Source organism: Streptomyces sp. N50, assembly GCF_033335955.1.
Classification (GTDB): domain Bacteria; phylum Actinomycetota; class Actinomycetes; order Streptomycetales; family Streptomycetaceae; genus Streptomyces.
In genome coordinates this window covers 8,369,909-8,383,457 of the sequence record NZ_CP137549.1, presented here as the reverse complement: position 1 = coordinate 8,383,457, position 13,549 = coordinate 8,369,909, and the positions used below count along the sequence as shown (strand labels likewise).

Genomic DNA, 13,549 nt, shown 5'->3' with positions numbered 1-13,549 from the left:
CAACGAGGTCACCGTGAGAAACACCCGCCGCACCCTCCTCACCGCCATAGCCGCCGTCGGCGCGCTCACCTCTGTCGCCGCCTGCGGCGGGGGTTCCGACTCCTCCGCGTCCGGTTCCGGGAAGGCCGGCGGGACGTACAACTTCTGGGACCCTTACCCGCAGTTCGACGCCTCCTCGGCGTGGGGCAAGCTCGTCACCAAGTGCGGCACCGCCGCCGGGGTCAAGGTCAAGCGCACCAGCATGGACACCACGGACCTGGGCAACAAGGCGCTGCTCGCCGCCCAGCAGGGCAACGCGCCGGACGTGATGCTGGTGGACAACCCGGTCGTCTCCACGCTGGTGGAGGCGGGAATCCTCAACAGGACCAGCGACCTCGGCCTCGACACGTCGTCGATCCAGAAGAACATCCTCGGCGCGGGCGTCATCGACAACGCCTCCTACGGGGTGCCGATCGGCGCCAACACCCTCGCGCTCTACTACAACAAGAAAATCCTGACCGCGGCCCACGTCGACCCGGCGTCCGTCAAGGACTGGGCCTCCCTCACGGCGGCGCTGAAGAAGGTCAAGTCCGCGGGCAAGAAGGGCATCACGTTCTCCGCGATCAACACGGAGGAGGGCAGTTTCCAGTTCCTGCCCTGGTTCTGGGGCGCGGGCGGCGATCTCACCAAGCTCAACTCCCCCGAGGGAACAGCCGCGTTGACGCTGTGGAAGCAGTGGGTCGACGGCGGATACGCGCCGAAGGACGTCCTGCAGAACACCCAGACCACCAGCTGGCAGGAGTTCGCCACCGGCGACTACGCGTTCAGCGAGAACGGCACCTGGCAGCTCGGCAACGCCGACAAGGCAGGCTTCCCGTACGGCGTCATCAACATCCCCGGGCAGAACGGCGGTTCGGCGCCGGTGCCGACCGGCGGCGAGTTCGTCACCGTGCCGGTGCAGAAGGACACCTCCCGCTACGACGTCAGCAAGAAGATCGTCACCTGTCTGACGAACTCCGCGAACCTGCTGACCACCGACACGACCCTCACCTACGTGGCGCCCACCGCCCAGGTGCAGGCCCAACAGGTGAAGCAGAACCCGGAGTTGAAGCCATGGGTCGGAGCGGTGGCCGCGGCGCGCGGCCGCACCAGCGGCGGTCTGGGCACCAAGTACCCGACGATCTCCCAGCCGTTGTGGACCGCCGTGCAGAACGCCCTGTCGGGCGGCAAGAGCCCGCAGGCGGCCCTCGACGCCGCCCAGACGGCCGCGGGCAAGGGCTGACACCCCGGGCCTCCGAACCCCTCCGGAAACCGCGTCCCCATCGCGTCCGTCCGGACACGCCACCCGCATCCAGGAGTACGCATGACCATCGCCCGCGTCGACCGCCGCTCGCAGCGGTCCCCGGCCAGGTCCGGGGCGACCGGCACCGGACAACGGTCCGACGCGTCGGACCCGCGGCGCCGACAGCGTCGTAGGAGCCGGCTCGTCGCGCTGGCCTTCGTCGCGCCGCTGGTCGGCTACCTCGCCGCCTTCTACCTCTATCCGCTCTACCGCAACCTCGACCTGAGCCTGCGTGACTACACCGTGCGGTCGTTCGTGCAGGGGGACGCGCCCTTCTCCGGCCTCGACAACTTCCGGACCGTCCTGGACGACCCCACGTTCGGCCCGGCGATGCGCCACACCCTGGTCTTCACCTTCGCGTCGATCGCGTTCCAGTACGTGGCCGGGCTCGCCCTCGCGGTCTTCTTCAACCGGCACTTCCGGCTGGCCGCGACCCTGCGCGCCCTGTTCCTGATCCCCTGGCTGCTGCCGCTGATCGTGTCGGCGTCGACCTGGGCGTGGATGTTCAACAGCGAGTCCGGTGTCATCGACTACGCCCTGCACCTGGTGGGCGTGTCCCCGGTGGACTGGCTCAACTCGCCCGACTGGGCGCTGACTTCGGTGGTCATCGCGAACATCTGGATCGGCATCCCGTTCAACCTCGTCATCCTCTACAGCGGGCTGCAGAACATCCCCGGGGAGCTCTACGAGGCCGCGGCCCTGGACGGGGCCGGGGCCTGGCAGCAGTTCCGGCGGATCACCTTCCCGCTGCTGCGCCCGGTGTCGGCGATCACCCTGCTCCTCGGACTCGTCTACACGCTCAAGGTGTTCGACCTGATCTGGATCATGACCAAGGGCGGTCCGGGCGACGCGTCGTCCACGCTCGCCACCTGGTCGTACCAGCTCGGCTTCGGCACGCTGCTGCCGAAGTTCGGCCCCGGCGCGGCCGTCGGCGACATCCTCATCCTCATCGCGCTCGTCTTCGGCCTGCTCCACATCCGCGTCCAGAGGAGGCAGGAAGCGTGAAGTCCCGTACGGGAAAGCGCCGTTACACCGTCATCGGCGTCCTGCTGACCGCCCTGATGCTGTTCCCGGTGTACTGGATGATCAACGTGTCCCTCACCCCGCAGCAGGACATGCGCAAGACCCCGCCCGACCTGCTGCCCCTGCACCCCACCTTCGAGGGCTACCGGGCCGTCCTGGACGACCAGTTGCCCTACCTCGGCACCAGCCTCCTCATCGGCCTCGGCACGGTCGCCCTCACCCTCGTCCTCGCCGCCCCGGCCGGCTTCGCCCTGGCCAAACTCCGCCCGCTGGGCGGCGGAACCCTCGGGCTCGCCCTGCTGGTCGCCCAGATGATCCCCGGCATCGTCATGGCGATGGGCTTCTACGGCATCTTCCTCGACCTCGGCCTGCTCAACTCCTGGTGGGGGCTGATCGTCGCGGACTCCACCATCGCCGTGCCGTTCGGCGTGATGATCTTCACCGCCTTCATGTCGGGCATCCCCGGCGAGCTCATCTCCGCGGCCCGCATCGACGGCGCCGGCACCTGGCGCACCTTCGTGTCCGTGGTGCTCCCGGTGAGCCGCAACGCGATCGTCACGGTCTCGCTGTTCAGCTTCCTGTGGGCCTGGTCCGACTTCGTCTTCGCCAACACCCTCGACGGCGGCGGAAGTTGGCGGCCGATCACCCTCGGCATCTACAAGTACATCGGCAACAACAACCAGGAGTGGAACGCGATCATGGCCACCGCCGTCGTCGCGTCCATCCCGGCCGCCGTCCTCCTGGTCCTCGCCCAGCGCTACGTCGCCGCGGGCGTGACCGCCGGCGCGGTCAAGGACTGATCCGCGGTGCCGGCCGCCCCGCGCCCACCGGCAGGGCGGGGCCGCGGTCCGCCGCCGCCTCCCCGAGCCGTCTCCGCACCGCATCTCAACTCCCGCACCGCGCTTGGCAAGTCCCCCTCCCTTCCTCAGGAGAGCCGCTGATGTCATACCTGAGCCGCCATCACCGTTCCAGAGCGCCCCTCGGCCGCCTCGGCGCCGCCGTGACGGCCACCGCCCTCGCCGCCACCGCCGTCGCCCTGACGGGCGCACCCGCCCAGGCGGTCCCCACGTCGGCCACCACCTTGGTCGTCAACGCCGCGCAGAACCTGCGCTCCGTCACCCACGTCGCCACGGGCAGCCTCTACGGCCTCGCCAACGCGAGCACCCCGAGCGACAGCCTCGTCCAGGCCCTGAAGCCCAACACGTTCGTCCAGATGGCGCCCGGCGGCAGCCAACTCCCCAACGGGGAGCCGGCGCCCGCGGGTGACGCCCTGGTCGTCGCCCCGAAGGCCGCGGCCGCGGGGGCGAAGGTCGTCGTACGGATGCCGGACTGGTACCCGAACTTCCCCTACCAGTGGGTGAGTTGGAGCAACTGGCTCGCGGCGGTCGACCAGCAGGTCGCCTCGGTGAAGGCCTCCGGTGCCACCAACATCGGCGCGTACGAGCTGTGGAACGAGCCGGACTGGACCTGGGACACCACCAACGCGGGCGCCTTCGACGCCGGTTGGGCCCGTACGTTCAAGGAGGTCCGCGCCAAGGACGCCACCACCCCGATCCAGGGCCCGAGTTACTCGGCGTGGAACCAGTCCTGGATGACCACGTTCCTCACCGACGCCAAGGCGAGCGGTACGGTCCCCGACGTCATCGCCTGGCACGAGCTCCAGGGCAGCTCGGGCATCGCCGCCCATGTCGCGGCCTACCGCTCGCTGGAGAGCAGCCTCGGCATCAGCCCGCGTCCGATCGCCATCGAGGAGTACGGCACGCCCACCGAGATGGGGAACTCGGGCGCGCTCATCGGCTACGCCGCCAAGTTCGAGCGGGCGGGCGTCCGCGACGCCGAGCTGGCCTTCTGGAACCACTACGGCACCCTCGGCGACACCCTGACCGACACCGGCGGCTCGCCCAACGGCTCCTACTGGACGTACAAGTGGTACGGCGACATGTCCGGGACCATGCTCACCACCACACCGCCCGCCCAGACCGGCATCGACGGTCTCGCCTCCCTCAACAGCGCGCGGAACCAGATCAGCGTCGTCGCCGGCGGCTGCACGGGCTCCTGCGCCGTCACGGTCAACGGGCTCTCCTCGCTGTCGGCCTACGGCAGCACCGTCCACGTGAAGCTGGAGTACAGCCCCGACACGGGCCGCACCACCGCCTCCCCGGGCCCGATCACCGTCTCCGACGCGGACTACGCCGTCTCGAACGGCTCCATCACCGTGCCGGTCACGATGAACGCCGCCGACGGCTACCACCTGACGATCACCTCCGGCGGCACCTCGACGTCCCTGGCCGGGCGCTACCAGATCACCAACAAGAACAGCGGCCTCGCCCTGGACACCCTCAACGCGGCCACCCCACAAGGCACTTCGGTCGTCCAGGCCACGTCCACCACGGGCACCGACCAGAACTGGACCCTCGTGGCCGCGGGCCAGGGCCTCTACAAGATCGTCAACCAGAAGAGCGGCCTGCTCCTCGGCATCACCAACGCGGGCACCGCCAACGGCGGTACGGCCCTGATCTGGGGCGACAACGGCACCGCCGACCACCTCTGGCAGGTCGTTCCGGCCCGCGACGGCTACGCCAAGATCGCCAACTACAACAGCGGGCTCCTGCTCGGCGTCGACCAGATGAGCACCACCTCCGGTGCCCAGGTCCTGCAGTGGTCCGACAACGGCACCGCCGACCACCTGTGGAAGCTCACCGCACGCTGAGGCGACCGTTCATCCCCTCCATACAGGATTGCGGCTAGGGTGCTGACGGCTCGCGCCGAGGCGTACAGCCCAGGAGCGGAGTGCATCGGACACGACGGGGGCTCGGGTTGGATCGCGGCGGGCGGCAGCGGAGCAAGGTCACCACCCTCGGGTCGACCGGTCGCGGTGAACGTGTGCCCGGTCGGCCGGCGCCGTCGGTGCTGCCCCCGTCGCCGCGCCCGTGGCTCGGGCTGGTCGCGGTCCTCGCCGTGCTGGTGGTCGTCGCGCTCGGGGTCCTGTACTCCGGGCACAGCGAACCCGGCACGGTGGACCGCTGGATCCTCCCGCCCACGGCGGACAGTGTGCGTCCGCCGTGGCGCGATGTCGCCCTGGCCCTGGACTTCCTGGGGGAACCCGCGGGCTCGGCGATGCTGATCGTGGCCGGGGTGGTGATCTGCCTGCTGCTACGACGTCCTCGGGCGGCAGTGCTGGTCCTGGCCGGGGTCGGCACGACCGTGGGGGCGACCACGCTCATCAAGCATCTGGTGGGACGTACCATCCACGGCCCCGGCAACCTGTCCTACCCGAGTGGGCACACCGCCTTCGCCACCGCGCTCGCCCTCATGGCGGCGCTGTTCGCGACGGACCGGCTCGGCCTCGGCAGGACGGCCGGTACGTCACTCGTGCTCGCCTCGGCACTGGCCGCCGGCGCCGCCATGGGCTGGGCCGAGGTCGCCCTCGGCGCGCATTACGCGACCGACGCCCTCGGCGGCTGGTGCACCGCGCTGGCGGTGGTTCCGGCGACCGCGTGGCTGGTCGACCGGATCGCCGACCGGATGGCAGAGCCCGGTCGGCGGGGCCACCGCTGACGTCACGTCACGCCGTGCGGCGGAACACGGGCCGCACCGGTCGTCCGGCCAGCCAGGGGGTGGGGTCGGCGGCGTCAAGTGCCTTGCGGTACACGGCACATGCCTCGGCCACCACGTCGACGGTACGGTCGATGTCCTCGTCGGAGAGCGCGCTGCTCACCACGAAGGAGGGGGCCAGCACGCCGCCCGCGAGGAGTCGGCGCAGGAACAGGGTGCGGTACTCCTGCGACGGCCGCAGGTCCTCGTCGAGGGTGGCGAAGACCAGGTTGCTTGCCCTGCCCCGGACGACGAGGTGGTCGCCGACGCCCATGCCGGCCGCGACCTCGCGGACACCGGCGGCCAGCCGCTCGCCGAGGGCGTGCAGCCGCGCGGTGATGCCCTCTTCGGTGTAGACGGTCTGCACGGCCATCGCGGCCGCCAGGGAGTGCGTTTCCGCGCCGTGCGTGGTGGAGAGCAGGAACACCCGGTCGCCGGAGTGCCGCAGTCCGCCCCGCTCCATCAGGTCGCGGCGCCCGGCCAGCGCGGAGACGGCGAATCCGTTGCCCAGCGCCTTGCCGAAGGTGGAGAGGTCGGGGACGACGCCGTACAGGCCCTGGGCGCCCGCCTCGGACCAGCGGAAGCCGGTGATCATCTCGTCGAAGACCAGGACACAGCCGTGCCGGTGGGCCAGGTCGCGCAGGCCGGCGAGGTAACCGGGCGGTGGTTCGCTGTGGGTGGCGGGTTCGAGGATCAGGCAGGCGATCTCGTCCTGGTACCGGGTGAGCAGCTGCTCCGTGGCGGCCAGGTCGCCGTAGGGGAACGCGACGGTGAGTTCGTTGGTCGCCGCCGGGATTCCGGCGGACATCGGGGTGGTGCCGATGAACCAGTCGTCGACGGAGAAGAACGGATGGTCGCCGCAGAGGGCGACCCGCGGTCGCCCGGTGGCGGCACGAGCGAGGCGGACAGCGGCAGTTGTGGCGTCGGAGCCGTTCTTCGCGAACTTCACCATCTCGGCGGTCGGCACCGTGGCCAGGAAACGCTCTGCGGCCTCGACCTCCACGATGGACGGCCGGACGAAGTTGCTGCCGCGGTCGAGTTCCCGCCGTACCGCCTCGAGCACGCGGGGGTGGGCGTGCCCGAGGCTGACCGACCGCAGGCCGGAGCCGTACTCGATGTAGCGGTTGCCGTCGAGGTCCCACACGTGGGCACCGTTGCCGTGGCTGATGACGGGGGCCAGGTTCTCGGGGTACTGGTCGTCGCCCTTGGCGTAGGTGTGAGCGCCCCCGGGGATCATGGCGTGCAGCCGCTCGTTGGCTGTCCGCGACAGGGGCAGGTCAAGCACTTCGGTGTCCACGGGGACCTCAACTTTCTCTGTGCTTCAGGACCTGGGCGAGGCTCGGCGCCTCCCGGTCCCGTTGGGACATCAGTGCAGCCGGCAGCGGCCAGGGAATAGCCAGCTCCGGGTCGTCGAAGGCGATGGTCACGTCCTCGGCCGGATCGTGCGGGCGGTCGATCCGGTACGAGGTGTCGGCGGTGTCGGTCAGTGCTTGAAAACCGTGCGCGCATCCCGCCGGAATGTAAAGAGTTGGTTGTGTTTCTCCCGTGAGTTCAAAGGAGGTCCAGTTGCGGTAGGTCGGAGAATCCGGCCTCAGGTCCACGACGACGTCGAAGATCCGGCCGTACGAACAGCGCACCAACTTGGCCTCGCCGGCGCCCGATCGCAGGTGCAGGCCGCGCACCACGCCCCGGACCGAGCGGGACACGCTGTCCTGCACGAAGGCGTCCGGGTCGAGGCCGACCGAGCGGACCACCTCGGCGTCGAACGTGCGGCAGAAGAAGCCTCGTTCGTCGGCGTACGGCGTCGGCTCGAAGAGGAACGCACCGGTGATCTCCGGGACTTCGGTCGCTTTCATGGAGCCTTCCGGGAAGTGTGGCCGGTCGCGGGGAACACGGCCGCGGTCAACGAGCTGAACTGGTCCTGCAGTTGACGGGCGGCGGCCTCGTTCCGCTCGGTGAGCGTCTGCCGAAGTTCGGGCGACCGTTTCTCCAGCGACCGGAATTGCTCCAGCAACCGGTCGGCGTCGACCTCGCGCGCCGGGTGGCAGTACGCGCCGAGGCCCATCCGCTCCATGAGCGCGTCGCTCTTCGCCGCATAGCTGAGGGCGAGCACCGGTGTGCCGGTCTTCAGCGCGCAGATCAGGTTGTGGTAGCGGACCGCCACTACGGTGTCAGCGGCCGTCATCTCCCTCATCAGGTCGTCCAGGGAGGCCGGTTCGGCCGCGGTGACCAACGGGGAGTCCACCGCTTCGAGGATCGCGGCGACCACCGTCGCGTCGCACCGGTCGCCCGTGAGCAGCCGGACCGGCCTGCCCTCCTCGACCAGCGTGCGGACGAACCGGATCGTCCCGTCGAGGTAGCGCGCGTAAATCTCGTCGGCCCGGGCGCGGTCGTCGTTGCCGCCGTGGAAGTCCATGACGCCTACGCACACCGTGCCCGGCGTGTCCGAGGGGGCGTTCGCGGGTGGTGACGGGAGGGAGAACGCGAGGTCCGGGTAGACCTCGTCGCGCGCGGTGTCCACGCCCATCGCCCGCATCGCGTCCCGGGATTGAGCGTCCCGGTAGGAGCGGTAGGCGGCCAGCCGCCCCGACCAGCGGACCAGGGCCCGGGTGGGCCGGTTGCGGATCTCGGCGGCGCCGACGCTGACCAGCGCGACCCGGGTGCCCGTCAGCCGGCCGCTCGCGCAGAGCAGGAACAGGGAGTACGGGAAGCCCCAGGGCCGTAGCGGCAGGGTCGCTTCCAGGACGCCCATGCCCGGCACGATCACCACGTCGTGCTTCCGCACCCAGGCGGCGGTGCGGAAGATGTCGACGAACTTGCCCAGCCCCTTCGACGCGATCGAGCCCAGGCGGGACGCGGTGCGGTACTCGGCGCGGTTCCAGTGCAGCCGGGTGGCGGGGATCCCGAACCGGGCCGTCACCGCCTCGGGTCCGCCGCACAGGGCGTCCACGACCGCGTCCGGGTGGTCGGCGCGGAGGTAGCCGAGGACGGCCTGGAGCGACCCGTCGTTGCCGAGGTTGCCGGAGCCGAGCAGGCCGAACACCCCTACGCGCACGGGAGTTGAGGCCGCAGGCGTCATGCGTGCCTCCCCTCGCGGCCCGCGACGAGGGCGTCCACGGAGACCGTGAGTTGGGCCGGGTCGACCGGGGCGCGGTCCTCGACGCGCTCGCCCGCGCCCGGCCGGACCCGGCTGGTCATCCAGGAAGCCAGGTGGCGGTAGCAGGCGCGCCGGTCGGCCGGGGACAGCGGCGCCCGGTGGATCGCGGACGCGAAGCCCCAGACGTACTCGGCGAGCAACCGGGGCGTCGGGTGCAGGGCGCCCGCGCGGCGCGGGTCGAGGTTGACGCAGCGGGCGCGCTTGGAGGGGTTGGCGCGTTCGGCGCGGGTGGGGTGGTCGCGGCGGAAGTACAGGAGTTCCGGGACCTGGTGGAAGCGTCCGTGCAGGGTGATCTCGGCGACGAAGGTGCGGTCCGCGTGGTGGTAGCTGTCCATGGGCTTCACCCGGCGCAGCACGTCGGCGCGGATCACACCGTAGAAGTCGTCGCCGCCGGGCTCGAACAGCAGGCTGCGGAAGCGTTCCGGCGCGCTCGGGGAGCCGGTGGCGAGCGTGTACTCGTAGGGGACCGTCACCTGGCCGTCGCCGTCGATGACCGCCTGGTCGGTGTGGGCGAGGATGACGTCCGGGCGCTCGTCCAGCGCTTCTATGCAGCGCGTCAGCAGGTCGCGGCCGTAGAGGTCGTCGTGCGAGGCCCACTTGAACAGCTCGCCGCGGGACTCGGCGAACACGTGGTTGTGGTTCGGGGTCGCGCCGATGTTGCGGGGCAGCCGGAGGTAGCGGATGCGGGAGTCCTGCCCGGCGTACTTGCGGCAGATCGCCTCGGTGCCGTCGGTCGAGGCGTTGTCGGAGACGACCAGTTCGAAGTCCTCGTAGGTCTGGCCGAGCAGGGCGTCGAACGACTCGGCCAGGTACTCCTCGCCGTTGTACACGGGCAGGCCGATGCTCAGCCTCGGTCGGTCGGTCATGAGGTCCTCACTTCGGGGATGGTTTCGCGGTGGTGCTCGCGCAGGGCGGAGCGCAGTTGCAGCCACCACACGGCCGAGCCGCTGATGGTCGCGGCGGCGACGCCCCAGGCCGAGCCGGCCGTACCGGCGAGGGCCGCTCCGCCGAGTCCGCCGCCGACGTAGCAGGCGGAGGCGAACAGCTGGCACTTCAGGCTGCGCCGGGCCGCGCCGAGCGCGCGCAGCCCGGCCGCGGCGCCGGTGCCGAGGCCCGCTCCCGCGACGCTGAGGGTGATCTGCACGAGGAGGTGCGAGGAGGAGTGCCAGACGTCGCCGAGCGCCAGCTCGCCGAGCCTGCCCGGCATCAGCAGCAGCGCGGAGCCCCAGAGCAGCGCTCCGGCGGCCTGTCCCCCGCCGAGGAAGAGGCAGAACCTGCCCAGTTGGTGCGGGGCCCGCCGCAGCACGCGGGCCGCCTCGGGGACGGTGACCAGTGAGAGCCCCATCAGCACGGCGAGGAACGGGCCCATCAGGAGTTCGGCGCCGCGCACCGCGCCCACCGAGCTCACGCCGACGATCGCGCCGAGGCCGTACGCCCGCAGCTGGCTCGCGCCGCTGAGGCTGACGTTCTCGACCAAGTAGCGGTAGCCGAGGTCGCGTTGTTCGCGCAGCCACCCGCGGGCCTGTGCCGTCCGGGGCCGGATGCCGGACTGGACGCAGCCGTATCCCGCCGCGACCGTGGCGGACGCGCCCCAGGCGAGCACGAAGGCGGCCACGCTGCCGACATGGGCCGCCACCACCATGGCGGGGACGAGCGCGACGCCCCACACGATGTCGTTGACGAAGGCCTTCCGCCCGTCACCGGCGGCGAAGAACGAGAACCGCCAGGCGTCCTGGAGCAGCAGCCCCGGCAACATGACGGCGAGGGCGACGAACGCGGGCCCGACCCGGCCGCCGAGACCGAGCCCGGCGGCCAGGCACACCACTCCGAGGGCCGTGCCGACGCAGAGCGCGGTACCCGTCGAGCGGGCCACCGCCCCGCGCCAGGCCGCCTCCGGCACTCCGCTGAAGCGCACCACGAGCGGGTCGGTGGCCAGGCCGCGGGAGACGTTGAGCACCACGCCGTAGGTGACCCAGGCGAGGCTGAACACGCCGAAGGCGGTGACCCCCAGCGAGCGGGCCACGTAGATGCCCACCGCGAAGTTGCTGATGCTGGAGGCCGCCTGGTCGGCCAGTCCCCAGGAGAGCCGGCCGACGAGGGCCCGCTTGGCGGACCGGGCCGGCTTCGTGGCCTTCTCCCCGTCGGTGGTCGTCGATGTCATGTCTTGATCAGTCCGGCCTCGTGCAGGGCGTCGGCCGCGGTGGCGACGCTGTCGAACGGGAGCCCGGACCGCTCGGCGACGTCCAGCAGACTGTGCTCGCCGTCGGAGAGGTTGAGCACCCAGAGCATGGCCATCTGCGCCTGCTTGGTGTCACTGCGGCCGCCGAGCGCGTCGTACAGCCCTCGTCGGCCCAACTGCGGTTCGCCGTAAGGGCTGAGGTTGAGGTACCGGCGGTTGCGGTCGAGAACGGTGAACGCCTCGCGGCAGACGGCGAGGGTGTCCGCCATCGCCTCCGGGGAGACGAAGTCCGGGTTGTCCGCCGAGGTGTGGTACTCGGGGTAGCCCGCGTACGGGGTCCGGCTGAGCGAGCCCACACCGAGGTTGAACCCGGGTGAGCAGTACTGCCGCTCGTCGTAGCCGTACGGCGTGAACTCGTTGATGTGGTGCGGCCGTTCGGACGCGGTAAGTACGTGCCGCAGCACGCGGTCGATCTCCGCGTCGCCGCGTCGGCTTTGTTTGTACGTCAGTTGACCCGAGTCGCCCGCGCAGGCCAGCACGAGCCCGTGCTTGACCCGGTCGATCCGGTCCGCGTTGCGGGCCAGCCAGGTGATCGCCCCGATGGTGCCGGGCGCGTAGATGAACCGGTAGGTGTAGTACGGCGTCTGCTCCGCCAGTGCGCGGGCCAGGAAGGTCGCGACCGCGATGCCGGCCAGGTTGTCGTTGGCCAGCGACGGGTGGCAGGTGTGGCAGGAGACGATGACCTCGTCGGCGACCTGTCCGGGGACCACGTGCTCGGCGTAGGTGAGGTGGCCGTCCGCGAGGGTCGAGTCGATCCGCACCTCGTAGTCGCCCTCGGGCAGCGCGTCCAGGGTCGCCTGGGCCAGGCAGAAACCCCACTCCGGCTTGTAGTAACTCGTGCGGTACGGCACCCAGTTGGGGTGCTCCGGCAGCGTGTGCAGGTGTGCGCGCAGCTCGGTGAGCGGCATGGTCCTCGACACCGGGACGCTGTAACCGAGCACGTGCAGGCTGGACTCGGCGAAGTCGACGACCCGCCGGCCCGTGCTGTCGGCGATGTACGCGTCCCGGATGTTCCACTCCTGTGGAACGGTCCAATCGAGCACCTGCGTCCCGGTCGGCACCTCGTGCACGGTCAGCGGGAGGTACTCGCCGACGATGTCCAGGGTGGCGCGCACCCCGTCGCCGGTGATGCTCCGGCAGAGCGGGTACAGCCGCTCCACCAGTGCGTGCATCTCCTCGCCCACAGCGGTCATCGGCGCCACCGCAGGGTGTCGTCGACGGTGCCGGCCTCGGAGGCCGCCTTGAGCACGGCGAGGCGGGTGAAGCGGCGGTCGAAGTCCTCCCGGGTCAGGTCGAACTTCCGGTAGGCGTCGGCGAGTTCGAGCGCGCCCTGCTTCACCGTCCACTCGCAGTCGAAGTCGGGGATGGCGGTGCGGAAGCGGGAGAAGTCCACCCGGTAGGAGCGCGGGTCGGCGCCGTTCTCCCCGGTGATCACGACCTTCGCGCCGGACACCGCCTCGGCGACCTGGTCGGCGATCTCGGCGACCGTGACGTTGTTGATCTCGCTGCCGATGTTGAACGCCCGGTCGTGCACCGCCTCACGCGGCGCGGTCAGCGCGGCCGTGAAGGCTCGGGCGATGTCGGCGGCGTGCACCAGCGGGCGCCAGGGGGTGCCGTCGGAGAGCACCAGCACCTCGCCGGACAGCAGCGCGTGGCCCACCAGGTTGTTCAGTACGATGTCGGCGCGCAGCCGGGGCGAGTAGCCGAAGGCGGTGGCGTTGCGCATGAACACCGGGGTGAAGTCGTCGTCGGCCAGCGCGTGCACGTCGTCCTCGACCCGCACCTTCGACTCCGCGTACGGCGTCACCGGGCGCAGCGGGGCGTCCTCCGTGACCAGGTCGTCGCCGCCCGAGGCGCCGTAGACGGAGCAGGTCGACGCGTACAGGAAGCGTCCAACTCCCGCGTCGCGGGCCAGCTTTGCCAGTCGTACGGACGCGTGGTGGTTGATGTCGTAGGTGAGTTCCGGCGCGAGCGATCCCAGCGGGTCGTTGGAGAGCGCGGCCAGGTGGATCACGGCGTCGAACCCGGCCACGTGCTCGGCGGTGACGTCGCGCAGGTCCACCCGCACGCCCGGCGGGTCGGCAGGCTGCGGGCCGAGGACGGAGTCGGCGAAGAGGCCGGAGTCGAGGCCGGCGACCTCGTGTCCGGCGGCGGTGAGGACGGGTGCCATCACGGTGCCCAGATATCCCTGGTGTCCGGTCAGTAGTACGCGCAA

12 protein-coding genes are annotated in these 13,549 nt (G+C 70.8%); 5 read left to right on the top strand and 7 right to left on the bottom strand.

The annotated features are described in order from the left end of the window. Positions 1–13: 13 nt before the first annotated feature. The 5 genes from R2B38_RS37225 (at position 14) to R2B38_RS37205 (ending at position 5,902) form a co-directional block, all read left to right on the top strand. Positions 14–1,261, top strand: coding sequence for an extracellular solute-binding protein (locus R2B38_RS37225; protein WP_318020194.1), 1,248 nt, complete (start codon positions 14–16; stop codon positions 1,259–1,261). Positions 1,262–1,342: 81 nt separating this feature from the next. Continuing rightward, positions 1,343–2,326 carry a sugar ABC transporter permease gene (locus R2B38_RS37220; RefSeq protein WP_318020193.1) on the top strand — a complete coding sequence of 328 codons (984 nt, stop codon included), beginning with the start codon at positions 1,343–1,345 and terminating at the stop codon, positions 2,324–2,326. Beyond that, positions 2,323–3,144: a carbohydrate ABC transporter permease gene (locus tag R2B38_RS37215; RefSeq protein WP_318020192.1), complete on the top strand. Its 822-nt coding sequence runs from the start codon at positions 2,323–2,325 to the stop codon at positions 3,142–3,144. The genes R2B38_RS37220 and R2B38_RS37215 overlap by 4 nt, the downstream gene beginning before the upstream one ends. Before the next feature lie 140 nt (positions 3,145–3,284). Beyond that, positions 3,285–5,054, top strand: coding sequence for an RICIN domain-containing protein (locus R2B38_RS37210; RefSeq protein ID WP_318020191.1), 1,770 nt, complete (start codon positions 3,285–3,287; stop codon positions 5,052–5,054). Positions 5,055–5,227: 173 nt separating this feature from the next. After that, a complete protein-coding gene (locus R2B38_RS37205; protein ID WP_318020190.1) occupies positions 5,228–5,902 on the top strand; it encodes a phosphatase PAP2 family protein in 675 nt (224 codons plus the stop codon). Between the two features lie 7 nt (positions 5,903–5,909). Here the strand turns inward: R2B38_RS37205 and R2B38_RS37200 are convergent, their stop codons facing one another. The 7 genes from R2B38_RS37200 to R2B38_RS37170 are packed head-to-tail and all read right to left on the bottom strand — an operon-like array spanning position 5,910 to position 13,549. Continuing rightward, positions 5,910–7,235, bottom strand: a complete 1,326-nt coding sequence (locus tag R2B38_RS37200) for a glutamate-1-semialdehyde 2,1-aminomutase (protein WP_318020189.1) — start codon at positions 7,233–7,235, stop codon at positions 5,910–5,912. Between the two features lie 7 nt (positions 7,236–7,242). Then, positions 7,243–7,794 carry a dTDP-4-dehydrorhamnose 3,5-epimerase gene (gene rfbC, locus R2B38_RS37195; protein WP_318020188.1) on the bottom strand — a complete coding sequence of 184 codons (552 nt, stop codon included), beginning with the start codon at positions 7,792–7,794 and terminating at the stop codon, positions 7,243–7,245. Then, positions 7,791–9,017 carry a polysaccharide pyruvyl transferase family protein gene (locus R2B38_RS37190; protein WP_318020187.1) on the bottom strand — a complete coding sequence of 409 codons (1,227 nt, stop codon included), beginning with the start codon at positions 9,015–9,017 and terminating at the stop codon, positions 7,791–7,793. Before R2B38_RS37190 ends, rfbC begins: the two co-directional genes overlap by 4 nt. Continuing rightward, entirely contained in the window at positions 9,014–9,961 is a 948-nt protein-coding gene (locus R2B38_RS37185; protein WP_318020186.1) for a glycosyltransferase family 2 protein, read from the bottom strand. The genes R2B38_RS37190 and R2B38_RS37185 overlap by 4 nt, the downstream gene beginning before the upstream one ends. Continuing rightward, entirely contained in the window at positions 9,958–11,256 is a 1,299-nt protein-coding gene (locus R2B38_RS37180) for a hypothetical protein (RefSeq protein WP_318020184.1), read from the bottom strand. Before R2B38_RS37180 ends, R2B38_RS37185 begins: the two co-directional genes overlap by 4 nt. Next, positions 11,253–12,527, bottom strand: coding sequence for a DUF4910 domain-containing protein (locus tag R2B38_RS37175; RefSeq protein WP_318020183.1), 1,275 nt, complete (start codon positions 12,525–12,527; stop codon positions 11,253–11,255). Before R2B38_RS37175 ends, R2B38_RS37180 begins: the two co-directional genes overlap by 4 nt. Then, positions 12,524–13,549 (bottom strand): SDR family oxidoreductase, encoded by a 1,026-nt coding sequence (locus R2B38_RS37170; RefSeq protein WP_318021888.1) that lies wholly within the window; start codon positions 13,547–13,549, stop codon positions 12,524–12,526. Before R2B38_RS37170 ends, R2B38_RS37175 begins: the two co-directional genes overlap by 4 nt.